This is a genomic window from Acidiplasma sp. (assembly GCF_038728925.1).
Lineage (GTDB): Archaea > Thermoplasmatota > Thermoplasmata > Thermoplasmatales > Thermoplasmataceae > Acidiplasma > Acidiplasma aeolicum.
Map to the genome: position 1 here is coordinate 1 of NZ_JAVYSZ010000018.1, position 25,241 is coordinate 25,241.

Below are 25,241 nucleotides of genomic sequence, written 5' to 3' on the forward strand. Positions count from 1 at the left end.
TGTTTATTTTAAAAGGAATAAATTAAATATGGACATAAAAAAGGTTGTGGAAACACCTGGAAGCATAAATGTCGAGAGCCTTGTTGAAAAGTATGGTTTAATGGAAAATGATGAAAAATTAAAGGATGCCACACAGGAATTATATAAGGAGGAATTTTACAATGGAAAACTGATTAATTCTGGAAAATACACGGGTTTAACCGTAAATGAGGGCAGGGAAATAATTAAAAATGATCTTATAAAGGCAGGACTTGGACTAATATTCTACGAAACCAGCAGGAAGGCGGTGACAAGATCAGGCTCCAAGGTTATAGTTGCTGTTATAAGAGACCAGTGGTTCATAGACTATTCACAGGACTGGCTTAAGGAGAGGGCCCATGACCTAATTAACTCGATGAAATTTTATCCAGAAATGTACAGGAAGATAATGAACGATGCCATAGACTGGCTAAGGGAAAGACCCTGTGCTAGAAGGCGTGGCATAGGTACAAAACTTCCATTTGATGAGAGATGGGTTATAGAGTCCTTATCCGATTCGACAATATATATGGTTACATATACAAATGCCAGGGAAATGCGCGGTATTTATGATCATCTTGGAGATATCCCTGATGACATAATAGATTATGTTTATCTTAATAAAAATATAAACCTTGAAAAATATGATGATTATGTAAAGGGAAAGGCAGAAGCTGCCAGAAGACAGTTTAATTACTGGTATGGAAATGATCTTAGAATTACAGCACCACCACATATTTCAAACCACCTCTCATTCTTTATAATGAACCACGCGGCAATATTTAGTGGAAAATATTTACCGGGTGGTCTAATGTTTTCAGGCATAGTAATATCAAACGGTGCAAAAATATCTAAAAGCAAGGGCAACGTTATATCTCTTCTGCAAATCACACAGAGGTACTCAGCAGATCTTTACAGGCTGTTTATTGCAGTTGGTGCCGATGTCTCATCAATGCTTGACTGGAACGAGAAGGATTTATCATCTGTATATAAGCGGTACGAAAACTTTCTTAATTTATTTGAAAAATACACAAATCCAGAGGACTCTGATGATTACATATACAGATGGTTTTATTCATCGTTTTATTTACATGTAAAGGAGTTTCTGGAATACATGGAATCAATGAAGATAAGGGATGCATACATATCAGTGTTTTACAGTGTAATGAATGATTTAAAAAACGTTGAAAATAGAAATGCTGATGTTAATATTGCTCTTAAAAAAATTATGCACGACTGGCTTATAATAATGAGTCCTGTAATACCATATTCATGCGAGGAATACTGGCATAGATACGTTAAGAATACATTTGTGAGCGGTGAAAGGCTTGACATTAACATAGAAGATAGGATCGATTATAATATTATTGAGTCAGAAAAATATGTTGAAAATGTAATATCGGACATAAAGGAGATTTACCGTGTCATAAAAAACCAGGGAGAAAATGTTTTAATTACAGTATATGGTGAAAAACAAATAATGTTTCTGAAAATGTTTAATAGTAAGACTGTTGAAGACACATACAAAATAATGATAAAAGATTACATTAAAAATAAGAACAGAATATCTGATAGGTATCTGGATGAATATAAAATACTCATGGACAACATTGATTACATTGGCAGATCCACAGGATTAAAAATTAAAGTTGAAAGGAGCGATTCAATTGGGGTTAAAAATCCATGGCCGGGAAGGCCACTTATTAAAATATTTTAATTATAATCCATATTTTTTAAAGCTGGAAATTTAAATATCAAAAACTATTATTGCATGGTTTTTATCAGGCATGATTTCAAGGTCATGGTATGTTGCTGCCTTAATTATATATTCATAATTTACCTTTTCTGGAATGTGCATTCCCAGTAATTTGCCGGTGACACCATAAAAATCATCAACGTTTAATTTAGAATTAAAAAATAATGTATCCTGAGTTTCAAAATAAAATAGAACATCATTAAGAAGATTTATGAGGAGGCTTTCATAATTGTTAGTATGTAACTCTATATTTTTTTCCACCTCAATTTTAGGATTATGAAATTTAATAATAGACATTGACATGGCATAAACTGCATTATTAAATATTTCTGTATAGGTTCTCCCATAAACCTTAATCTTAAGATCTCCAGTATCCTTTAAAAGCCTGTATCTCATAGAAGTTAAAAGTACAATAAAACAAAAATAATAAATTTATTCCTCACCAGGGTTTACTGATGAGATCATGGGTATTTCATCCTTGTCAAGGTCAAGACCTATTTCCTCTGGTCTTAGGTTCCTTCCGATGCTCTTTTCATAGAACCTTATTATGTTCTTCTTTTCCTCAACTGTGTATTTTCTGAAATATTTGTCCTTCTTCAGGTTTATACCTGTCTTTTCCTGGTATACATCTGCAGGTATTGAATACTTCCTCTGTGTTGAATCCCTGTAAAGCTCTGGTATTACATTGAATGCGCAGAATGGTATGACCCTTCCATCAGGCATTGCATAGTGTATATCGCATCTTTCCACTCTATCAACATCATATGTGTATGGATCCTGGAAATGCATGAATCCTATGAATAGGGACTTGTAGTGGAATGCCTTTAAGCCATGGTAATCGCCCTCTGTAAAGGCATTGTAAACCATATCCTTTAATTTGAAATCCTTTGGAGCCTTTTCATAATCAACGAATTTTTTAAGATGTAATAACAGTTTTGTTACTGATTCTGCCTTCTTTGCTGTTTTCCATTTTGAGTACTTTATATCCTCTCCTAATTCTGAAAGATATTCAAACATACCCTTGACATCCACGAACCTTGTTACGGGTATGATCTTCCCGTTATCAACGAATACGTAGGTACCCATACCGCAGGCAAAGTGTATTGATAATTTGTATGTTGGGTGGCCTTTTAATGCCTCTATGAAGTTTGATACCTCTGTTGTTGCCGGCACAGTAAAGAAGTCTTCCCTGCCTATCTGGCCATCAAGCTGCTGTTCTATTTTCTTGATTGCGCCTGGTATGGTTATTCTCTGCCTTGCCCTTGCACGGTCGGACATCCTGCCCACAAGGCTCACTGGCTGGAAGTTAACACCCCTTACGACATCTATGTTTGATACGGCAAATTTAATCATATCACCAAGATACATATCATTTATTCCACCAATGACTGTGGGTACAAGAACAACACCCATGGGCGCCTTTTTATAATTTTCAAGGGCCATTGGTATTTCCCAGAAGTTTTTGGGATTTGATCTCGGGGTTGGACCGTCGAAACTTGTATAAACGACATTTGATCCGGCCTCCCTTGCCCTCTTAACAAAGTCTGGATCATAGGCTGCCCTTACACTGTTGGTATTCATCTGCACATGCTCGTAACCCTCCTCTCTGGCTATTCTTATGACGTCAATTATATCGTCCCTTAATGTTGGTTCTCCACCTGTTATCTGAACAGCATTTGCACCAACAGGTTTCTCGTTTCTCATTCTTCTTAGCATTAATCTTATCTGGTCAAGTGATGGCTCATATATTGGCTCATTCTCCTTTGCATAGAAGAAGCAGTACCAGCATGATAAATCACATCTGTTTGTTATAACAACATTTCCCAATCCTGTATGTGATTTATGCTTAACACATAATCCGCAGTGTGTTGGACATATAATCTTATCTGCATAAACCGCAACGTTTGGATTAAGTATCTTTGTTCCCTCCTTGTCTTGGTATTTGCTTGCCTCAACATACATATCATAGTCTTCCCAGTATTTTTCCTTGGTAATACCATGTTCTGGGCATTCCTTTATTAAATTAACCTCACCGCCCTCCTCATAAACTATTGCGGGTATTCTCATCTGATCAAATTTCTCCTCATCTGCACATATTGGGCAAAGACTTTCAGTTACTCTTAATACAAGCATATCGTCGGTGATTAAATGCCCCATCTCACTTAAGAATTCATCCACTGTTTTGAATGGAGCGTTCTTGCTTATCTCGAAATTACTTGACAGTCTAACCTCGAGATTTTTTCTTTCTTCTGCCATAACCATTTTTAATTCACCTTTTGAACTAATTTAGTTAAGCAAACATATACATATATATCTTTTGTCTTATTTTTTGCTAATAATGAATATTGCTAAGTAGCTTTTGGAATTACAAAAATTCACTTTAAATATTAAAATAATTTTATTTTGTAATAATAGTATCCTTAAAAGCTAATTAGGTTACAATTTCTGTTAACCATGTTAACAAAAATAATAACCTAGTATAACAACGTTTGATAATTTATGCATAATGTCTTTTATCTTTCTATTTCTGTACATATATAATTTATTGATTCTCTTTGTATTCTTTTTATCTTTTCTCTGTTTATCATTGATGGACTTAAGCTTTGCAAGTTTTTTATTGAAATACTGGTTTATGGATTTTAGAACACCACCTTAACAGCAATACCCTTTTTATGTATGTTGTTTCCAATGGTTATGATGTTCCTTAATCCTATGTCAATGCCAAGTATTCTTTTAGGATTTAAATTAGATACATTATCTATCTCTTTAGAATATACTATCTCAACATTATAGCCAACATCTAATGTATTATCCTTACCTCTCTTAAATCTACATTGTCTAATATTGTTATCACCTCTAAATTCATTATTTTAGGGAATTTTAATATTCTATTATTAATATAACACTGCTGGTTTGTGAATATTAAAATAAATTCCCCATCCCTGTATTTATATTTGGGTGGTTTTGGAATTCCATTAAATAATTTCGGATTCTTCCTATATGCTTTTAATGCCCTAAAGAATGAATTCCATGACTGTTTTACCTTCCTTAATAGTCCACTGTGCTGTCTGTGCAGGTAATTTCTGGAAATTATTATTTTCATCAATATCTGTTGGCTTTGAGAATTCCTTTGCAAGAGTTTTGTATGAATACATTTTCTCTTTATTGAAAAATTGTTGCCTTAAAGTGTAATTAGTTTGATTAAATAGATTTTTTAGATATATGGCACATTTTGGATATTACACTATTATACCGAATAAATATCTGTTCAGTTCTTATTATATTCATAATTAACCTCTCTTGAATCATCATAGTATATTGCATTGATAGTATATCCATTCATAAAGCACCACTGCTTTAACTGCTCTATGGGATTTTCCAAATCGGTTTTTTGTTTCCTTGTTGATACCATTGCATATATAACTGTTTTTCTTTTAACATCCTTATTTAATAATTTATGTATATCCTCATCATTATAATCATAAAAGCCATTGGGCATAACTGTATTACCTTATTTTGCCTGTTCAGGCGTATACATGAAGTGTTTTTCTTGAAATACGCAGCAGGTTTAATGCCTCATTAGCCTTCATAGTTATTACCATAATAAATCAATTATATAGATAGTTATTGAAATTATTCATAATATGCATAAAGTTCAAAAAAATAAACATGAAAATATTAAATTATATTTATTGCTTTCCATTGTTTAATTTTACAGCCTTAAGCACCTGCCTGTAAAGTGAGGTTATATTTATTTTATATTTTACCTTAACATTTTGTTCCGCCAGGTAATCCTTAACATCGTCCAATGTTATGTTTGACTTGTTTTTTTCAAATAATTTTTCAAGAAGGTCAGGTATCATATTATAAAGTTTCTGTCTTTCTTTCTTGCTATCCTCCTTTTCTATAACCTTCTTAACATTTTTATTTACCTTGTCTATCTTATTTTTTATTTCTGGTTCAACCCAGAAATCAAGATTGATTCCTTTATACTGCCAAAATGATTTAATGGCATCGTCCATATTATAATGGGCATATCCATTTAAATCATCATTAATGTACTTTAGCATTTCCTGTGTCAGTGTGTCTACAGATTTTTCATTTACCTCCTTGTTTAATGGCAATACCTTTTTCTCATCAGTGTCCTCAAGCAGGTCATCAAGACTAAATGTATTTAATTCTGTAAATTCTGGAGCCTCCTCATGATATTTATAACCCACATCATTAACTATATACATTATATCCAGTTCAGCAATTTTATTAAAAAGTTTCTTCTCCTGTGTATATTCCAGATCTATATCCTCATCCTGGAATCTCTTAACTGAAAGGACAATTGAATGAACATTATTGGCCCTGCATGTATCAAGGAAATTTTTCCAGTTACCCATACGTTTATCCCATTCAAAGCTTATGACTATGTCCACATCTATTGAATAATAAACATTAAGCTTCATTTTTTTTGAATAATTTAATACATTGGCCAGTAAAGAATCCATTTCATCTTTCATGATAACTCACGGTGACAATAAATAAGACTAAACGCATATAAAAATATTTTGAATGCAGAATGAATTTTTTTATTAAAAAAATATAAAAGAATTAAAATTCAAATTTTCTGTTGATCATTTCATTGTAGTAGCTTTCATATGTGTATTTTCTTAATAAGGGATAGTAATTAAGATTGAATTTTTTAAGAATTTCACGAACCTCCTTGGAGGAATATGAGACGTTAAATTTCTCCTTGATATATTCCTGAACCTCCTTGACGTTGCATATCTTCTGATTTTCAATGCAATGTCTTAAGGTTTCCATGTCTTTTTTGCTTAATTTGGGTGGCCTCCCCATATAAGTCCTTAAAACAACAACTTTTTTTGTTTCAGGGTCTATAACTTTCATGGACTCCTTTTCAATTGTTTCCATATCTTTTTCACCCTACAATTATATATATACTGTTTATTTATAAAAACATTTTTGTTTATACATTTTATTTTATTTTTAGACGAATTTATTTATTAAATAATTTATTTAATTTTAATATTAAAAAAAATTCCATAATATAATATATATTATCATTATAATGAACTTTTTTCTTATTAATACCGTATTATGATTTTTATAAAAACATATATTAATAGGCATATTATTATAATAATATGGATAATGACTATATGACAAAAACCAAGGCAGGAAGAATTGAAGAAAGGGTTTATGAGGATTCTGGAAAATTTCTAAGCTATTATTATAAGGACTCAGAGACTGGAAAAAGGGTAAAAAGCAAGATAATTTTAATCGGTAAAAATGAAACAAAGGCCTATTTTTTAATACCAATGAAGGATAAAGAACTTGCCATTAATGCTGATTTTGATCTTGACTCAAAGGTTAATTTAAATGGGGAGGCTGTGAGTTTAAGAGATCTGATAAATAAAACATAAATTTATAAAAAATCAACAGAATAAAAAATGAATATAAATATTTTATATATTAATGTTTTATAATCCATTATGAATTTTGCGGTTCCGTTTTTTGATGTCATTTCAGATCTAACAGGTTACATTGACGGCACGAAAATATCCATGCCTGGTCAGGGCTGGTTTATAGCAAATCATATTGTAAGCTATTTTTACCGTAAAAATATAAAGACTTACATTGAAACATTACCGGCTGTAATGGTAAGAAAGAGGGCTATGGGAAATTTTCTGAGGATTGGGGGCCTGAGAATTAACCTCACTCCAGATATTGTTTTTTTAAATAAAAATATGATAAAACACATAAAATATATGAAATTGTTTGATTTTTATAAGGATTCCATTGTTATAGCCACAAATATTAATGACCTTCAATTGTGTGATATTAAGAATTATAAATCTGGGATTCCCAATCCAGTTTACAGTGCCCTTGGCATTGCTTTCAAAAAAATTTATGAGAAAAAGTGCGGGTACTTTGGTGATTTGAAGAAAAGTAGTTATTTTTCTAAGGCACACTACAGGGAGATACCGTCCTTGCTTTTAAAAAATGAAATCAACGCAGGTATATTGTGGCGTAGTGAGGCATTATACTGGAAATTTAAATACATTGAAATACCAGAAACAGAAACAGTTTTTTCCGTTGCGCTTTTAAATGAAAATGAAAATTCAAAACAAGTTTACGAGGCCTTACAATCAGGGGAATTAAATATTTATTATGACAAATATGAATGTTGTATTAATAAAAAGTCATAAACAATAAAAAGGAAATTTGTATAGATTAATATCATAAGATTATATTATTTTGGTGGCCTTAAGGCTGTAAAGACACCTATTAAAGTTATTGTTGACCCCCCTATTTGAAGGATTCCGGGTTTTACATCAAGCATGATAAAAGTAAAAATAAATGCGAAGACGGGTACAAGCAGTACACCAGCACTGGCCCTCACAGAACCAAGAGTTTTAACAGTGTTAAACCATAAATAGTATCCAAAAACCTGTGCAAGTATGGCGAGTATTAAAATAAAAAATATTACCTTCAGGGAAAATTTAAAATAAAAATCAAATGGCGTTATGGATATTGAAAATGGAAATGATATTAAGGCCATAAACGCGTTTAATTTCAAAACATTGGCATTCTTTAAATTTCTTGAATAAAAAACTGTTCCACCGGCCCAGAATATGGCAGCAATCAATGCTATTATTATTCCTATGTCAAATTTTACAGATGTAATTGAAAGGGACACACCGGCAAATGCAATGATGATTCCAAGAATTATACGCCTGGCAGGTCTGTAGCCAAGAAGCATTTCAAATATTATGACAAATATGGGCTGGGTGTATATCATAACAGATGCAAGGCCGGGGTTATTTGATTCTGATATTCCAAGATTTAATAAAGTTAAAAATGCAAATATATTTAAAAGCCCGGCAATCATCTCTTTTTTTCCAAATACATAACCCCTTGCCATGAAAAGAAAAAATATGGTAGATATCCCAATTCTGGAACATGAAATAATTAGCGGAGAAACATATACAGATATCTCCTTTGTAAATGGATATGTAAATCCCCAGATAACAACAAGGGGGATAAGAAATTTTATTCCTGAGAAATTTTGCATGGCATTATCTTTATTAAAAATAATATAAAAACTCTTCCAAGTAAACAAATAAAAGTATATTATAAAAGATATCATTAAGAGCCATGGACATAGATAAAATCCATAATGATGGGGAGAGTATTAAAAAAATGCTTGATGATGCAGGCTATTATAAAACTCCAGAGGATTATAATCCGGATTTAGAAGATAACAATATAACCTTTTCCAATGCATATCCAATAAAGGCCTTTGAAAAATTTTTAGGCTATTATGATTCTGATAATAGAATAGCATATAACCCATCAATTTCAATGCATACTGATTTTTCATTCTGCCTTACAGCATGCAGGTACAGAAAAATTGGTTCAAAAGATACTGTTGTCCTTGATGGAGTCAGTAATGAAAAATATGATAAAAAGGCCAGATTCGCACTTAATTATTTTAAAAGGGAATATAATATAAATGGTTTCTTTGATTTTTACATAAAAAGGTATAGAAATTATGGAAATGCGAAGGGTTTAAGTGAATCGTCAGCTGTTGCAGCCTCAGTATCTAGGGCTTTAATAGCAAATGTCTTTGGTTCAGACGCATCAGAGGATAATGTTTTTGTCTCAAGATATGCACGCCTTGTATCTGGGTCTGGTACCAGGGCCGCACAGAATGGCATATCCATATGGCTTTCATATCCAAAAATGGAGTTAAAGGATTGCGCGGCATTTAATCTGGGCAAAAATAATACAAAATTATATTATGGCATATTTCCTAAATATAGTGATATACCAACGGACAATGCACATAAAATAGCAGTAAACTCATTATTTTATGAAAAATGGGTAAATGAAAAATATATAAATATAAAAAAACTTATTTTAAACAATTTCGATGTAAATGATATGCTAAAAATTGCCGAAAATGATATGCTAAGATTAAATTCGGTACTCTTCTCAGGGGGGCTTGTAATTCAAACGCCCGAAAGTATAAGGCTTTTGCATGAAATATTAAAGTTTAAGGCGAAAAATGATGGGCTTTACTTCACAGCAGATACGGGGCCATCAATAATGATCCTATCCTTTGACCATTCTTTAATAAAGGAGTTTACAGAAAACGTTGAAGATTCTTATCTTAATGGTTCATACAATTTTAACGGATACAAGCAGAAAATGAATGATTTTACCAAGGAGGCAAATGAATATTTTATTAAAATTAATTAAATACAACATTTATTTAAAAAACAGTTATAAACCAAATTGACATCAGAAATTATGATGAGATTATTCTCAAGGGAACAGATTAAAATCATCTCCCTTGTATCCATGACAATAGGTATGCGTACTCTTGGTTTATTCATGGTGCTTCCCATTTTTTCAATATATGGGTCTATATTTACAAATTCATACATTCTAATAGGACTTGCACTTGGAGCATATGGAATAACCATGGCAATATTTCAGACACCTTTAGGAATACTATCTGATAGATATGGAAGAAAAAAAATAATGGCGGTTGGAATAATTACATTCATAGCCGGAAATTTGATCTCTGCATACCCGGTAAATATATACGGTCTGATAATTGGCAGACTTATAGAGGGTGCCGGTGCAGTTAGCTCTGCCGGTATAGCCCTTGTACATGAAAATGTTAGCCCAACAACTAGAAATATTTCCGATGCAATTATAGGAATATCAATAGGTTTCTCATTCATGATAGGCGTCATTATAGGTCCTTTGCTTTCAATAGTCATAAACTATTCAGGGATTTTTATAATAGCGGCAATTATAGGAGGTATTTCATTTATTCCCTTAATTATGATAAAAGAATCAAAAAAAATAAAAGAGTTCTCATCAAATTCTGGAATAGATAAAAAATTAATGATTGTATCATTTATCAGCTTTTTTATTTATTTTTATATGATTGTATTTTATTTATACCTACCATATTTTTCATTAAAATATGTTCCAGTTTCGGGATTTTATAAGTTTTTGATACCAGCAGTGATAATAGCAGGAATAATAGGGCTTTTAATAGCAAGACCTGCAGATAAGAATAAAACAGTTTTCTTTTCATTAGTTTCTCTTGTTGTGCTTCTTATAAGCATTCCAGTATATTTTATGAACCCCTTTATTAAAAATATATATTATTACTATCTTGCGGTAACGCTATTTTATTCAGGATATATAATAAGCGAGACAGTTTTTCCAACACTTATAACAAGGCTGGCCAGAAGGGACAGTTATGGCGGAAATCTTGGATTTTACACATCAATGCAGCATGCAGGAGTATTTTTTGGGGCTGTTATAGCAGGCCTGCTTATTATAAATATAAATAGGGATATACCTGTAATGGTTCTTTTAATTATTTCAATAATATTTTCAATATTTATGCTCTATTATGTGACAAAATTCAGGGAGGTATATCTGGATACCCATTAATTATTTTAAATGGTATAAACATACTGATAAGTTAAAGTTAATATATTTTGAAATTATATAGGAATCGCAGAGGTTACCGAGTCTGGACAAAGGTGCCAGATTAAGGGTCTGGTTCCGAAGGGGTTCGCGGGTTCAAATCCCGTCCTCTGCATTTTTATAATATGTTCCTATAATTTTATTAAATATGTAGTTAATATTAAACATTTATTAAATGATTTATTATAGGGTCAAAATGGATGTATACACTGCAATTAAAAAAAGGCGGGACGTAAGATCATGGTTCAGCAATGAAAAAATACCTGACGAAATTATATCAAAAATATTAATGGCTGGGAATTATGCACCGTCAGTTGGTTTATCACAGCCGTGGAATTTTATTATAATAAAAGATATTGATATAAGAAAAAAAATAAAATCCATTGTTGATAAAAAAAGAATTGATTTTTATAATTCATTGCCTTATAATAAAAAGAATAAATTTGAAAGGATAAAGATAGAAGGTATTTTGGAATCTTATATTAATATCGCTGTGACATGCGATTTCAGCAGGAAGGGCCCGGATATAATAGGTAGATCAACAATAAGAGAAACATCCGAATACAGTGTTGTTCTTGCAATAGAAAATATGTGGCTTGCTGCAAGATCTGAGAATATAGGCATGGGATGGGTCAGCTTTTTTGACCCAGAGGATGTTAAAGATGTCCTAAAAATACCAGAAAGTATAAAATTAATAGCATATCTTACACTTGGAAAATTAACAGAGGATCATGATATACCTGAACTTGAGGAAAAAAACTGGGAAAAACGGAATAATTTATCAGAATACGTTTTTATGGATAGATGGGGAAATAACCCTGATAAAAGCTTTTGTGATTTAATAAAAAATACAAAATTATAAATTTTTTGTATAATTATATTTCTATACCTCTCATTACCGAGCCCTACTAACACTGGATGTCTGGAATGATGGGATTTTCCAGATAAATTGTATATATGCCCATGAGGTGATATATATGAACCTTCTGATCCAAACGGCATGGATCCAAAAATCCCATGGAAACTACCAATCACTTGCCCATGCATGTGGGCAGATGCTACAGGATTCATGGCCACAGAATGTTAATGTATAAAATATAAAAAAGAAAAACCTAGTTGAATTAACAGAACCGCAATGTTATGTTAATTTCCACTGTCAGAACATGCTTACCGGTTACCGCGAGGAGATATTAACTTATGTATAACAATTACATGAGACTTAAACCCACCATGGCAACAAACTTATATGAAAATATAATATTAGTGGTTGTGACCTCCAGAATAATTCCAATTGCTTTAATAATTATATTTATTTTGGTATCAATAAATCCTAGCCATACAGGTTCTGGCGGTAACAGAATCCTAACAGAGCCAGATAAAAATGTAAAAAGTCAGATAAGCACAAATTATGCATATTCAAGAGAGCCTGCACCGATGGGGATAGCAGATTATGGGATTGGTTATAATAACGTTCCCTATGAATATAATACAACCTCATTTATGGGTATTGTAAATATTACTTATATACACACATACAACTCTTCCATAAATTCAACACTGCCTTTTGGTAGATATGGCATGTCTGTACAGTTGAATACAGTTATGAGATTTTCATCTGGTGAAAAAACCTACGTTTACTGGGCACAGAATGTTGCAGTAATAAATACATCAGATAATGAAATAGCATTTATAGATAATGTTTGGAATATGTCGTCACAGGATTCTGTAATGAAAAATTCAACAATTTCTGGAAACGGAAGCATTTATGGGAATGCATATATAGCTTCTGCATCAGAAGCACTACCCGGCAATTATAAAAATCTAAAAACACCATTTTTTATTAAATTTATAACTAATGTAACAGAGGTAAATGGAAGACCTGAGTTGATTTTTATGTATAATGATGGTTATGGCTGGGTAACATACGATTCACCAGAATTTAAATTTGTATCCGGTCTCACGGCAAAACCTGTTTTTACGGTTAATGGGTATAAATTAACCCCGTCAGATAATTATTACGATGCCGAACTTGTTCTCGGTGGACCTGGAAATGGAACAAAAACGGTTGATGAAAAATCAAATATTGAAATGTATCTAAAGTACTGGAATGGACATAATTACCAGATGATAACAAATGCCTTTAATTATGGTTCTGACACGCAGGAGGGGATATGCAATGTAACAGATACATATAAATTTAATAATGGTTTTATTTATGCCTCAGTTATTAATTCATCATCCAATAATGAATTGAAGCAGATATATAATTTAAAGGATGTTGCGCTTGTTAATATAAGTTCAAATCTTAAATCTGGATATATTAGTATAAATGGCACAATGCATCAATTTTTTAACTGTGATGCAAATCTGACACTGGCACCGGGATATTATAATATAACGGTTTATTCATCGAATCGCCAGTTTATTAAATCAGAATTTTATCAGTTAAGATCTGGTGAATACCTACATATATTTGCCGGGGCCTTTTATAAAATAATTTTAAATGAAAGCGGTCTTCCCGTAGGTACAAAATGGTACGTAAATTATACATACAGCACCTCGAATATATCAAATAGCATAATTATTATGCTAAAAAATGGCTATTATTCCCTTAACATTTCATCAGCAAATAAAGATTACAGACCAGAAAATTATACAATTAACATAAAAGTCAGTGGAAATAATCAAACTGTTAATATTACATTTATTCCTGTGCTTTTTAACATAAATATAATCGAACATGGTTTGGGTCCGGGGCAAAAATGGACAATAATAATCAATGGAACAAAGTATGAAACAACTGAAAAAAGTATAAGCTTAGATGAAATGAATGGTACGTATGAATATAAAATACCAGAAACTAATGGTTTTTATTCCTCAAATCCTACAGGTATAATAAGGATAATTGGGAATAATGTTACAATCAATATTTATTATCATAAGGGCATGGTTGATGAATTACAAGAATATTTATATTTATTCGTTGCAGGCATAATTGTTGCAGCATCAATATTTATTATATTTAAAAAAAGAAAGAGAAGATAGTCATGTTTATTTTTATATAGGTATAGGATTTTAAAATTCATTAAAAAATGATAATTTTTAACTTTAATTTGATTACAAATGCAATTTAATTAAAGATTTAATATTTTATTAAATCCATAACAAAAACTTAAATTGTTTTTCACAATTATATATGCATGCACCAGAATAGTGATATTAAAACACTTGCAGAATTGCTTGTCCACTCATTAAAATTATATGGTCACAATTTTATCTTTGGAACCACCGGAGCAGGTGAGGCGGAGATACAGGATGCCATCTCCAAGGAGGGGGATATTAAATGGATACAGGCACTCCATGAGTTCACAGCGGTAAGTTCAGCCGAGGGATACAGCCTTGCAAAGAATAAGACGGGAATAGCACTTGTGGATAGGATAGTTGGAACACAGAATTCAATTGGGGCATTATACTCTGCGTACATAAATATGGCCCCAATGCTTGTTTTCTCATCAAGGGATATCGCCGGAACCCATCTGCTTAAAGACCCAACTGCACATTACTCATCAAAGCATTTACAAATTGTTGAGCCGTGGGTAAAATGGTCAAACAATTCACAGACAGAAAAAATGCTTGAAGAGGACCTTTCAAAGGCCTTATTTATTACCCAGCTGGAACCAAAGGGAATATCATTTATTACATTGCGGCATGACCTTATGCAGCGGCGTTATAATGGTATAAAAATCAGAATTAAGAATTTTTATTACAATTACAGGGTTCCAGACGAAAAAACCATAGCTATAATATCAAATAAAATCCTTGAGGCACAGCATCCGGAAATATTTATTTCACATGCAGGAAGAAATCCTGAATATGTTGAAACCATGGTAAAATTTGCAGAGATGTTTGGTATAAAGGTGAGGGAGAGAAGGTATTTCATGAGCTTTCCACTAAGGCATCCGCTGCACCTTGGCTTTTCACCCAGAATGAAGCCACCAGAGCTTGGAAATGATGATCTTGCACTTTTATTTGAATTTGGAATACTACCCGGAAATAAGCTAAATGAAAATGTTGATGTTATAGACTTTTCAACAGATTTTGTTAGAAGGCGTGATATATACAGTGGTGGCGATTACGGTTCTTCAAACCTCTTTAATTCCATGGATATAATATGTGACCTTGGCCCGACCCTTGAGGTTATTATGAAGCATGCAAAAATACAGGGCAGTGACATGAATTTAATTAAGGAAAGAAGGGCGCGTATAGAGGATAAGCATAATAAATTAATGGAGGAAATAAAGGAATCGGCAAATAATGATATAAAATCAGGCAGGATCACAGCAAGCTCAATAGGCCATATTATAAACAGCAACTGGGAAAATGGGATGACCTTCATTAATGGAAGTATATCGCTAAACACAAAAATAAATCTGCAGATGGATTTACCGGAACCAGGATCTTACTTCAGCAATCCCAGTGGCCATTTGGGATCGCCTGTTGGTATGGCCTACGGCGCATTTCTGGCAAAAAATGAGGAGAATTATCTAAATGGCATAAGAAATTATAAACCGGTTATATGTATAACAGGTGATGGGGATGCCATATTCGGCAATTTTACATCTGCATTATGGTCTGTAAAGCATTATAATCTGGGTGTTGTGTATATAATATTAAACAATGGTTCATGGGCTGTTGAATGGCCATATTTTGAAAATACTATAGAGCGCATTGTTGCTGAAAAACATGATCATCAGTTTATTGACCTTGATTCACCAAGAATCAGCTATTCAAAAATGGCTGAGGCATTTAGCATTTCATCATATGATGTTAGAACACTCGAAGAGTTTGATTCTGCACTTAAAAATGCCATTAATGGTGCAAGAAGGGGTGAGCCTGCAGTTATAGACATAATTATGGATAAATTTAATCCATAACATGCATTTATTTTAAAATGTTCATTAAAAAAGTCTAAATATATGTAAATAATTTTTATAATATGGAAATCACAACATATAATCCTTATAATAATGAAGTACTTGGCAAATATAAGGTAATGGAACTTGATGAAATAAAGAAAATTATATCAAATCTTAATAATAATCAGAAGAAATGGAGGGAAAATATAGATTATAGAATAGATAAAATTAAAGAATCAAGGGGTAACTTTGAAAAAAACATGAATGACCTTGCAAAACTTATGTCATCTGAGATGGGAAAGCCAATAAGCCAGAGCATTGCAGAGGTTAAAAAAACACTATGGTTATTTGATTATTATATAGAAAATGCAAAAAATTTTCTTGCCAATGAGTATGTTAAAACTGAGGCAAAAAAATCATATATAAGGTTTGACCCGCTCGGAACCATTTTAATAATTATGCCCTGGAATTTTCCACTGTGGCAGGTTGCCAGGGCTGCAATACCGGCATTGCTTGCAGGTAATTCGGTATTACTAAAGCATGCTTCAATAGTTAGCGGTACATCATTGAAGATTGAGGAATTATTTAATCTGGATGTTTTTAGATCAGTTATTACAACAGGGGAAATCATAGACCAGGCAATACAGTACTCAGACGGCGTATCATTTACAGGCTCAACTGCTGCAGGATCAAAAATAGCATCCGAAGCTGCAAAGCACATTAAAAAATTTGTCATGGAGCTTGGTGGGTCAGATCCTTACATAGTCATAGACTCATCAAATCTTGAGAATGCGATTAAAAACAGTGTGTTTGCCAGACTTCAGAATAACGGCCAGAGCTGCATAGCCTCAAAAAGATTCATAATAAAGGACGATATTTATAATGAGTTTTATGAGGGAATGCTTAATGAATTTGAAAAGGTAAGAACCGGTGATCAGCTTGATGAAAATACCTATGTTGGACCATTATCGTCAGAGGCACAGAAAAATATAATATTAAAACAGGTAAACGAGCTTAAATCATATGGCGAGGTCATTGAAACTGGAAAAAATGAGGGGAATCTAATTAAACCAATGATTGTGAAACTTAATAAAGACTATGGCGAGGAGGTTTTTGGCCCCGTTGCCATGATAAAGAGCTTTAAAACAATAGATGAGGCAATAAAGCTTGCCAATGATACACCATACGGTCTTGGTTCATCCATTTGGGGGGATGAAAATGAGGCAGAAAAAATGGTACCTTACATAGATGCAGGCACGGTTTCAATAAATAAGATCGTGGCATCTGACCCAAGGCTTCCATTCGGTGGGACAAAGAAAAGTGGAATTGGAAGGGAATTATCAAGATATGGCATTCTGGAATTTACCAATATTAAAACTGTCTGGATAAATTAAGATACTTTAAATCTATTTTTTAAATATTTTATAAGTTAAATGTAAATGTTTTTTATACATTGATAAGTTTAAATTTGTTATTGTAATTTATAAAGAAGGAAAAGCCCGAGGGCAGCCCACGCCGAAAGGTGAGGAAAGTCCCCCCTCCACGGCAGACTGCTTCCAGCGAAAACTGGATTTCCGAGAGGAAAGGTAAAGGGACAAGAAATAATACGGTTCCTGCCTAAGGATGATTTGTAGAAATGACGTTTGCAGGAGTGCCGATGAGAACCCTCCCAGCAGGGAGCAAGTCTAAATTGAATCCGTGAACACTGCCGTGAGATTCAGGTAAGACGCATAGTCGAATGCTGCCAGCCGAAAGGTGAACAGAAGGGGGCTTACTCCGGGCATTTCCACTCTTTTATCAATAATAAAATAACTAGGCTGTTTGGCTTAGTGCATTATTGTGCCCTCTCAAACCAATATAAAGTAACATTGCAATAATGAATGATATGTAATAACTTATATCAACACCACCAAGGTACATTGAGGATATTATTCCACTGTACAAAAATCCCGGATTCATAAACGGGGCTGAAACCATTAATGCTATTAAATAACTTGTAATGCCCGTTTTATTATAATCGTTTATTATTGAAAATTTTTTATTTTTGTTTATTATAAAGAAATCTGCTATTATAATACCAATCCATGGCGTTATCCAGTAATCCAGTATAAAAAGAAAATCCTCATAGAATAAATAAAATTTGCTGTAGGTTATTATGGCGGTTAAAAATGTAATAATACTTCCAATTATAACAACTGTTGATCTTTTAAATTTAAAACCAATAACCTTAAGGGATAATGAATTTGAATAAAGGTTTATTGCATCTGCGGCTATTCCACCCAAAAATAGGGCAAAAAGACCAAAAACACTGTATTTACCCAGGACAATTTGCATATCAATGGCGGGATTTCCATTGGGATTTAATGATAGAATGGCAACCAGCATGCCGGCAATTTCAGAAACAAATGCAGCAGAAAAACTTCCAAAAAATACATAGGGCACAACACTCTTTTTATCCTGTGTGTATCTTGAGTAGTCACCGGCGTACGGCGTCCATGATATTATATCTGAAAATGATGCGGCCAGGGTTATTCCAATTGCCACAGAATAATTTATATTTAATGGGTCATATGATGATATCATGCTATATTTTGAAAATGATATAAGGATTATGAATATAAATAAAAATGCAAGCACTATGCCCATAATTTTTTCAAATACAGCTATAACATGATGACCGGCATACGATAGAAGGAATATGGCAGCAGTGAGTATAAGGATGGAAATTACGGAATATACATGAAATAAAAGTGTAAATGCAAAGGCTGCTAGTACCAGATTAACAGTGGTCCATCCAATTGTGTTTAGCCATTGAAGCGATGATAAAAAATTTCCAAATTTTTTGCCAAAGGCCCGCTTCCCTGCAGACATCTGTGGAAGTCCGGTTCTTGGGCCGGTTATGGATATTATGCCAAGGAGTATGGAACCAAAAAAGGTTCCAGCAAATAATGTTATAATTGTATAATAAATATTTAAACCCATAATAACTGGTATAAATCCAACCGCAAAATCCCCTATTGTTAGATTTGAGGCAAACCATATTGGAAATAGTTCTCGTGGTTTTACAACCCTTTTATCCTCAGGTACCTCACCATAATCGTATATTTCGTTGTAATGTGAGGATTTTTCTTTCAATTCCCTTGGTTAATTTCTAAATTATTCATAAACCTTTTTAAAACTTTTTTATATTGTGTTATTCTATGTTTCCCGTAAATAATTCCTATATAGCACCTAAATATAAGGCTTCAACTCTTATAAATATACCTATGTAGCAGGGGAATTTAAGCCTGTGGAGATTGATGCCCCTGCCTGAAAGATTAAAAATAAGTCCGTATGTAAGGGCAAGCGTGGTCGATGAATCATGAGACCTCATTGCCATGGCGTTAGGTAAATCACTCTTTCTGAATGTGTTCTAACAAATTTTTCCCAGCCGGTACCTCCTGTGCCTCATCAATTATTATTATGTTGTTATCTGTTTTTTAATCAGTTTTTTGTATGCATTGTATATATCGTCAAGGTTTTTAATATTGTTTTCAAGACTTTTATCATCAAAATTTATAATTAATTTATCCTCTGGATTATAACCTTTATTAATAAATGATAAAGCAACCTGCAGTGATATGAATATTTTTGGATCTACGCAGGCCACTTTCCGTTACTATATTAATTTCGTTTAATATTTTAAGTATTTTGTTAATATAAAACTCCCTTAAAATCCCTGTATAAGGCTTTTTATCCCGGAAATTGCAATATGATAGAATGCTGATAAATTCTTCATCGGAAATCAGTATGTCACATACGACATAATTTTATATGAATATTGTGTCACATATGACATACTATTTAAAAAATCCAAATGATAAATAAAAATTAAAATTAAGGCAATATAAAAATACATACAAATATCTAATAATAAAATATTATAATATTTGAAGCAATAGAGTGTTCCGACTTCTATGATTTGTTATCATTGTACTATGCTCTTAGCAAGTTTAAGGTTATTTTAGCATATTTTTTATATTTATGCCTTCAAATGCCATTAAATTATGTTCTTTTATTAATTTATCCGATACTTTATACGCAACATTACCTATCTAACTTGATATTCCTGCAACCTTTTTCCTGACTTTTCTACGGTGTTAGGGTTCTTTATTTTCTTTGAAGGTATTATAATGATCTTTTTTAATTTTTATACATAAATTTGACAAACCTACGTTCATTTCAATAATTTTTAATATTAATTAGAATTGATTTATAATGGAATGCGATGCCGCCGTGGCGTTAATAATTGATAATGATAATTTTCTGTTAATAAAAAGGGCAGATCTGGGAGACCCCTGGTCAGGGCAGATGGCTTTACCTGGAGGGCATAGGGAAAAAAGTGAGACCTGCTGCGATACAGCAGTAAGGGAAACCTATGAGGAGGTTGGAATAAAAATAAGAATAACAAAATATCTGGGCAATTATTTTACATTAAATAAAACATTGTCCGTTGCCGCTTTTTTAGCCGAATGTGTAACTAAAAATGTTAAAATTGATAACGAGGTGTCAAAATTTTTCTGGGTTGGATTCAGAGAGCTTAAAGAATATGATGGCACATTTAGGTATGGGTCTTATATAATATTTGGACTTACCTATAGAATTCTTAAGGATTTTTCAAATATGCATTAAACTGTTAAATTTTTTAATTTAAGCTCAAATTTTAATGTTCATAAATAATATTTTTATTAATTAAACATTTTAAAAATATTTTAAATAACTAAAAAAGATTTTATAACCAAAAATAATCTGTATGAGATTAAAACGAAATTAAAAACATTATTTGAGTATGTTAAAATGGAACATACTGTATTCGATTTACCTTTCATTTTTGCAGGTGCCCTTATAGCCTCAAATGGGATTATAGAAATGTACAAATTCTTTATTATTTTATTTGTTGCCATCTCTGCAAGAGGAGCTGCAATGTCAATAAACAGGATACTTGGCCTAAAATATGATATAACCAATCCAAGAAAAAGGAATTGGGCTCTTGTGACGGGGGAAATAAATCTGCGGCAGGCCATTGCATTTACCTTAATACTGGTATTCATTTTTGAGGGTTTAACATATTTATTAAATAATCTTGTATTTATGCTCTCACCAATTGTTTTAATATTTTTTATAGCAGATCCATTAATGAAGAGAGTTACAAGCCTGAGGCATTTATTTATGGGATTTACCATAGGACTGGGCATAATAGGTGGATACCTGGCTGTGAATCCAAATTTCCCGCCTGCGATTATATATTTAATGGTTGCAGGTTCAACATTCTGGATTGCGGGCTTTGATATTATTTATACAATACCTGATGAGGTATATGATAAAAAAAACGGTTTAAAAACAATCATCGTGAAATACGGTGTAAAAAAAGGCCTAATTATTTCATGGGTTTTCCATATATTTACAATAATTTTCTTTATTTATATAGCATTTATTGTTCATTCAATATATTATATTCTGGCACTGATACCAATAATAATTTTAATATTATATGAACATGTTGCCATACATGGAACAACACCGGAAAATGTAAGAAAGGTTTTCTTTAATCCAAACTCCATAATAGGATTTCTATTTTTAATAGGAATTTATATATCCCTTGTGGCATAAGATTTATTAATATATAAAATAGAGATTAATGGGGCCGTCCGAATTTGAATCGGAGTCACCAACACCCCAAGCTGGTAGGATACCAAGCTACCCCACGGCCCCTAGGTGCTGTATTTCACTTTAGAATATAAAAATTTTTAATTCTGGAAATTAAATAAAAAATTAACACTTAACATATAAATCTAATAATTTGTTTTATAGAAAATATAGTTTTCATTTAAAGTGTTAAAATTTAAGTAGAAATGACCCATCATAGACCATGGAGATAATAACAAAAATTTTAGATTCAGAGGCATTACATGATAATCCCGTAAATGATAAACCACAGAGGGAGGTAACAATCATTGAAAACAGTCCTAAAGAAAATACGCCATTGCTTGTAGGACTTGCAGGTTTTTTTGGGTCTTCCAGGAGTTTTTTGAATAAAAGTTATACAAATATTGATTTTATGGATGTTTTAAATAAAATATCTGAAAAATACAGTTTCATAATTATACTGCCAGATACAATGACATACTTCAGGGGCAACCAGTATGTAAATTCTACTGCCGTTGGAAATTACAGCGACTTTATTACAAAGGATCTGATAAACTTTCTATTTAAAATATATGGAAAACGCGATGTTTACCTCTTTGGAAAATCGTCAGGTGGTTTTGGCTCTATTTATAATGCATTGCATAATCCAGATGTATTTTCAGGATTTATAGACATCTCCGGAGATTCATATTTTCATTATTCATATCTAAGGGATTTTCCTGTGGCATATAAAATACTTAAAAATCTGGGCATAAAAAAGTTTATGGAAAAATTTAATTCTGATTATATCCACAGCCAGGATGAGCTTACAGCAGAGAATATAATTGCCATGTCAGCCTTTTATTCACCCAAAAACACTGAAATTAACCTGCCATTTGATTTAAATGATGGTAGATTAAATGAGCACTGGAATGCATGGCTTAAATTTGATCCAGTTAATATTATTGATACATCTGGCATTTCCCTAAAAAATAAAAAGATAATACTTCAAACAGGTATTTATGATGAGTACAGCATAAACATAGGCATGAATATGATACACGAAAAACTCTCAATGCTTAACATTTCACATACATACAAGGAATATCCTGTTGGGCACTTTAATACAAATCATCTTTATTTAGAATCAATGCCTGAAATATTAAAAGAATATTAAAAATATAAATTAAATTTAAAAATTAGTATGATATAATTTCATCTATCAAATCTGCATTTGATAGTATCATCCTTCTGCAGCAGTACCTTTCTATTCCAAGATTATCCAGAATCTCAGATTTTTCTGCACCGGTTGGTTCATGACCGGTTTCATTTCTTATCCTTTTGGATTCCTCCACAAATTTTATGTAATCTGAGGCTATGACCCTGCCACAGCTAAAACATCTTACCGGTATTATCATAGACTCACCTGTATGATTTCTGCCTCTTTGCACGGGCACCATAACCCATTGGCTTTTTCGGCATCTTTCTTCTTATATCATTAACAAGCATGGTTCTATCATATGATCTTAATGTATTTTCAAGCTCATGATCATCACTGAAATACTGAACTATTCCCTTGGAAATTGCAGTTCTGCATGCATCTGCCTGCCCTGTATTTCCACCACCGTGCACCTTTATTTCTATATCTATTTCACTGGCACGGTCTCCGAGGATTTTTAATGGCTCCATCATTTTGTTTCTTAGCAGTTCTATGGGGTATAATTCTATTGGAACACCATTTATGAGAACCTTACCGGTGCCTTTTTTTGTAACGGCCCTTGCTATTGCCGTTTTTCTCTTACCTACTGTTAAAACCTCACTGCTCATTTACTTCACCTAATATTTTTGATATTTCACCAAGTGTTATAAAACCAGTTGCATTAATATTTATAGCCCTATCTACCTTAATAAAATCATTGTTCTGCAATGATTTTGGTATATTTGAGTATACAGTGCACCTCTTAAATGCTTCAAGGCCATGTGATGTTTTTACAGGAAGCATGCCCCTTATTGCACGCCTTAATATTGCATCTGGTGTTTTGGGATAATAAGGCCCTTTTCTTACGCTTCCTATATCCCTTCTATGATTAAATTTGTCAAGGATGTAACTCCTTTTTCCTGTTATAACAACCTTTGACGCATTTACTATTGTAACCTCCTCGCCCTGAAGTAACTGCTTTGCAACATATGCGGAAAGTCTTCCATAAATATGATTTTCAGCGTTTATATATATCATTTAAATCACCTTATTATTTTTATTCCAGTACCCTTTGGATTTTCATTTGCAAGATCCTGAAGATCTACATACTCGGCACCTGCGGCCTCAAGTTTTGCCCTGGCCTTTGGAGATGCCTTTAATGCGGCAATTTTAATTTTTTTGTTAAAGATACCTGAGGATAATAAAAATCCGGGTATAACTATAACATCACTGTCATTAACCAGGTCATTCAACTTTCCAAGGTTTACCTTTGCATAATTTCTGCGTGAGGAACTCAATCTTAATGCTATGTCCCTCCAGAATGGGGAACCACTCTCGCGCGATCTTTCAAGCAAACCTGTTATTATGTTTACAATTTGAATGCTTGTCTTTCTCTCTACTTTGATCGACATGGCTCTATATTGATAATTAATTAATAAATTTATTGAATTTAAGTAAGGTGTTTTCCCTTTGGCTCCGGTGCAAGTAAATATGTAACGGTAAAACCAGTGATTTCGAAAATTATCAGGAAAATTAAAACATATTTGAATGGAAGGCTAAAGAGTATTATGGGGAATGCAATTGTACCAAGTATTGCACCTATTCTTGAAACAGATGTGGCGAATCCCATTGCAGTTCCCCGTATTCTAGTTGGGAATATCTCAACAGGATAATCGTAGGTAAGGTTTGTTGGTCCTATATTATGAAATAAATGCATTATGGCAAAGGCCATAAATGTGAATATTAAGGTGAATGCTATGTAATTTGTTAGAATTGCGAAAACAATCAATGAAATGGCAGCACCGCCAAAACCAAGTATTTCCAGACTTTTTCTGCCTGTTTTTTCAACAAGGTACATGCATATAAGAAAACCTATAAAAACAGGTAATTCTTCCAAAAGTGTGGCAAGTACCACAAGGACTATATTTGAACTGCTATATGCAAATGCCGAGGGTGTATATTCCCATACACCATAACTTGAAACATCATAAGAAAACCATGCAATTGATACAAAAACAGTTGAGGCAAGATATTTTTTACTGAATAGATTTCTTATTTTTGAATCACCCCTTTCCACATCGGGTATTGAATCTATATCAAGGCCTGCAGACGAGGCAACCGCCTTGGATGATTTTAACGCCTCTGTTTTGTTGCCATTTTT

27 protein-coding genes, 2 tRNA genes, 1 other RNA gene and 1 pseudogene are annotated in these 25,241 nt (G+C 32.7%); 14 read left to right on the plus strand and 17 right to left on the minus strand.

Annotated elements, in window-relative coordinates:
* On the plus strand, positions 1-1,735 hold a 1,735-nt coding region (locus QXW15_RS06805), incomplete at its 5' end, for a class I tRNA ligase family protein (RefSeq protein ID WP_342790204.1).
* A gap of 30 nt (positions 1,736-1,765) precedes the next feature.
* Here QXW15_RS06805 and QXW15_RS06810 read toward each other — a convergent pair.
* From QXW15_RS06810 to QXW15_RS06840, 7 genes and pseudogenes are all read right to left on the minus strand, one after another.
* Positions 1,766-2,170 carry an archease gene (locus QXW15_RS06810; protein WP_342790205.1) on the minus strand — a complete coding sequence of 135 codons (405 nt, stop codon included), beginning with the start codon at positions 2,168-2,170 and terminating at the stop codon, positions 1,766-1,768.
* Positions 2,171-2,206: 36 nt separating this feature from the next.
* On the minus strand, positions 2,207-4,036 hold the full coding sequence (gene tes, locus QXW15_RS06815) for a tetraether lipid synthase Tes (protein ID WP_236688994.1): 1,830 nt from the start codon (positions 4,034-4,036) through the stop codon (positions 2,207-2,209).
* A gap of 195 nt (positions 4,037-4,231) precedes the next feature.
* Positions 4,232-4,408, minus strand: coding sequence for a transposase (locus QXW15_RS06820; RefSeq protein ID WP_342790212.1), 177 nt, complete (start codon positions 4,406-4,408; stop codon positions 4,232-4,234).
* A gap of 380 nt (positions 4,409-4,788) precedes the next feature.
* Positions 4,789-4,929: a hypothetical protein gene (locus QXW15_RS06825; protein ID WP_287954811.1), complete on the minus strand. Its 141-nt coding sequence runs from the start codon at positions 4,927-4,929 to the stop codon at positions 4,789-4,791.
* 119 nt (positions 4,930-5,048) lie between these two features.
* A pseudogene (locus QXW15_RS06830) lies at positions 5,049-5,364 on the minus strand (recombinase family protein); the annotation flags it as partial.
* Between the two features lie 99 nt (positions 5,365-5,463).
* Entirely contained in the window at positions 5,464-6,282 is an 819-nt protein-coding gene (locus tag QXW15_RS06835; RefSeq protein ID WP_287954812.1) for a hypothetical protein, read from the minus strand.
* A gap of 91 nt (positions 6,283-6,373) precedes the next feature.
* The gene (locus QXW15_RS06840; protein ID WP_048100795.1) at positions 6,374-6,694 is read right to left on the minus strand and encodes a winged helix-turn-helix domain-containing protein; all 321 of its coding nucleotides are present in this window, start codon (positions 6,692-6,694) and stop codon (positions 6,374-6,376) included.
* 233 nt (positions 6,695-6,927) lie between these two features.
* Here QXW15_RS06840 and QXW15_RS06845 point away from each other — a divergent pair, with 233 nt between their 5' ends.
* Both QXW15_RS06845 and QXW15_RS06850 read left to right on the plus strand, forming a co-directional pair.
* Positions 6,928-7,206 (plus strand): hypothetical protein, encoded by a 279-nt coding sequence (locus tag QXW15_RS06845; protein WP_048100794.1) that lies wholly within the window; start codon positions 6,928-6,930, stop codon positions 7,204-7,206.
* Positions 7,207-7,275: 69 nt separating this feature from the next.
* Positions 7,276-7,992, plus strand: coding sequence for a substrate-binding domain-containing protein (locus tag QXW15_RS06850; protein WP_048100793.1), 717 nt, complete (start codon positions 7,276-7,278; stop codon positions 7,990-7,992).
* 44 nt (positions 7,993-8,036) lie between these two features.
* On the opposite strand, the gene QXW15_RS06855 is transcribed toward QXW15_RS06850, so the two are convergent.
* Positions 8,037-8,858, minus strand: coding sequence for a DMT family transporter (locus QXW15_RS06855; RefSeq protein ID WP_048100792.1), 822 nt, complete (start codon positions 8,856-8,858; stop codon positions 8,037-8,039).
* An 83-nt stretch (positions 8,859-8,941) separates the two neighbouring features.
* Here QXW15_RS06855 and QXW15_RS06860 point away from each other — a divergent pair, with 83 nt between their 5' ends.
* From QXW15_RS06860 to rnpB, 8 genes are all read left to right on the plus strand, one after another.
* The gene (locus QXW15_RS06860) at positions 8,942-10,048 is read left to right on the plus strand and encodes a mevalonate 3,5-bisphosphate decarboxylase (RefSeq protein WP_287954813.1); all 1,107 of its coding nucleotides are present in this window, start codon (positions 8,942-8,944) and stop codon (positions 10,046-10,048) included.
* Between the two features lie 36 nt (positions 10,049-10,084).
* Positions 10,085-11,266 (plus strand): MFS transporter, encoded by a 1,182-nt coding sequence (locus QXW15_RS06865; RefSeq protein ID WP_287954814.1) that lies wholly within the window; start codon positions 10,085-10,087, stop codon positions 11,264-11,266.
* Between the two features lie 66 nt (positions 11,267-11,332).
* Positions 11,333-11,417, plus strand: a tRNA-Leu gene (locus QXW15_RS06870).
* Positions 11,418-11,498: 81 nt separating this feature from the next.
* Positions 11,499-12,164 carry a 5,6-dimethylbenzimidazole synthase gene (gene bluB, locus QXW15_RS06875; RefSeq protein WP_048101316.1) on the plus strand — a complete coding sequence of 222 codons (666 nt, stop codon included), beginning with the start codon at positions 11,499-11,501 and terminating at the stop codon, positions 12,162-12,164.
* Positions 12,165-12,499: 335 nt separating this feature from the next.
* Positions 12,500-14,347 carry a thermopsin gene (locus QXW15_RS06880; RefSeq protein ID WP_054964178.1) on the plus strand — a complete coding sequence of 616 codons (1,848 nt, stop codon included), beginning with the start codon at positions 12,500-12,502 and terminating at the stop codon, positions 14,345-14,347.
* A gap of 155 nt (positions 14,348-14,502) precedes the next feature.
* On the plus strand, positions 14,503-16,236 hold the full coding sequence (locus QXW15_RS06885) for a thiamine pyrophosphate-binding protein (RefSeq protein WP_054964295.1): 1,734 nt from the start codon (positions 14,503-14,505) through the stop codon (positions 16,234-16,236).
* A 62-nt stretch (positions 16,237-16,298) separates the two neighbouring features.
* Complete coding sequence (locus QXW15_RS06890; RefSeq protein ID WP_287950944.1) at positions 16,299-17,612, plus strand: aldehyde dehydrogenase family protein; 1,314 nt, start codon at positions 16,299-16,301, stop codon at positions 17,610-17,612.
* Positions 17,613-17,711: 99 nt separating this feature from the next.
* Positions 17,712-18,004, plus strand: an RNA gene (rnpB, locus tag QXW15_RS06895) — RNase P RNA component.
* A 26-nt stretch (positions 18,005-18,030) separates the two neighbouring features.
* On the opposite strand, the gene QXW15_RS06900 is transcribed toward rnpB, so the two are convergent.
* The 3 genes from QXW15_RS06900 to QXW15_RS06910 all read right to left on the minus strand — a co-directional run bounded on the left by QXW15_RS06900 (position 18,031) and on the right by QXW15_RS06910 (position 19,867).
* Positions 18,031-19,353: a cytosine permease gene (locus tag QXW15_RS06900; RefSeq protein WP_052656646.1), complete on the minus strand. Its 1,323-nt coding sequence runs from the start codon at positions 19,351-19,353 to the stop codon at positions 18,031-18,033.
* Between the two features lie 85 nt (positions 19,354-19,438).
* A complete protein-coding gene (locus QXW15_RS06905) occupies positions 19,439-19,597 on the minus strand; it encodes a hypothetical protein (protein WP_342790209.1) in 159 nt (52 codons plus the stop codon).
* A gap of 81 nt (positions 19,598-19,678) precedes the next feature.
* Entirely contained in the window at positions 19,679-19,867 is a 189-nt protein-coding gene (locus tag QXW15_RS06910; protein WP_287961215.1) for a hypothetical protein, read from the minus strand.
* Between the two features lie 608 nt (positions 19,868-20,475).
* Here QXW15_RS06910 and QXW15_RS06915 point away from each other — a divergent pair.
* Positions 20,476-20,889, plus strand: a complete 414-nt coding sequence (locus tag QXW15_RS06915; RefSeq protein WP_048100785.1) for a CoA pyrophosphatase — start codon at positions 20,476-20,478, stop codon at positions 20,887-20,889.
* A gap of 126 nt (positions 20,890-21,015) precedes the next feature.
* Positions 21,016-21,867, plus strand: coding sequence for a UbiA-like polyprenyltransferase (locus tag QXW15_RS06920; protein WP_342790213.1), 852 nt, complete (start codon positions 21,016-21,018; stop codon positions 21,865-21,867).
* Between the two features lie 29 nt (positions 21,868-21,896).
* On the opposite strand, the gene QXW15_RS06925 is transcribed toward QXW15_RS06920, so the two are convergent.
* Positions 21,897-21,969, minus strand: a tRNA-Pro gene (locus QXW15_RS06925).
* A gap of 157 nt (positions 21,970-22,126) precedes the next feature.
* Between QXW15_RS06925 and QXW15_RS06930 the strand changes: the two genes are divergently transcribed.
* Positions 22,127-23,059, plus strand: coding sequence for an alpha/beta hydrolase-fold protein (locus tag QXW15_RS06930; RefSeq protein WP_287954987.1), 933 nt, complete (start codon positions 22,127-22,129; stop codon positions 23,057-23,059).
* Between the two features lie 22 nt (positions 23,060-23,081).
* Here QXW15_RS06930 and QXW15_RS06935 read toward each other — a convergent pair whose 3' ends face one another.
* From QXW15_RS06935 to QXW15_RS06955, 5 genes are all read right to left on the minus strand, one after another.
* Positions 23,082-23,300 carry a DNA-directed RNA polymerase subunit N gene (locus tag QXW15_RS06935; RefSeq protein ID WP_048100782.1) on the minus strand — a complete coding sequence of 73 codons (219 nt, stop codon included), beginning with the start codon at positions 23,298-23,300 and terminating at the stop codon, positions 23,082-23,084.
* A 4-nt stretch (positions 23,301-23,304) separates the two neighbouring features.
* Positions 23,305-23,709, minus strand: coding sequence for a 30S ribosomal protein S9 (locus QXW15_RS06940; protein ID WP_048100781.1), 405 nt, complete (start codon positions 23,707-23,709; stop codon positions 23,305-23,307).
* Positions 23,699-24,118 (minus strand): 50S ribosomal protein L13, encoded by a 420-nt coding sequence (locus QXW15_RS06945; RefSeq protein ID WP_048100780.1) that lies wholly within the window; start codon positions 24,116-24,118, stop codon positions 23,699-23,701. Before QXW15_RS06945 ends, QXW15_RS06940 begins: the two co-directional genes overlap by 11 nt.
* A gap of 5 nt (positions 24,119-24,123) precedes the next feature.
* Entirely contained in the window at positions 24,124-24,492 is a 369-nt protein-coding gene (locus QXW15_RS06950) for a 50S ribosomal protein L18e (RefSeq protein ID WP_048100779.1), read from the minus strand.
* A 38-nt stretch (positions 24,493-24,530) separates the two neighbouring features.
* Positions 24,531-25,241: MFS transporter (locus tag QXW15_RS06955; protein WP_342790210.1), on the minus strand; the 711-nt coding region annotated here is incomplete at its 5' end.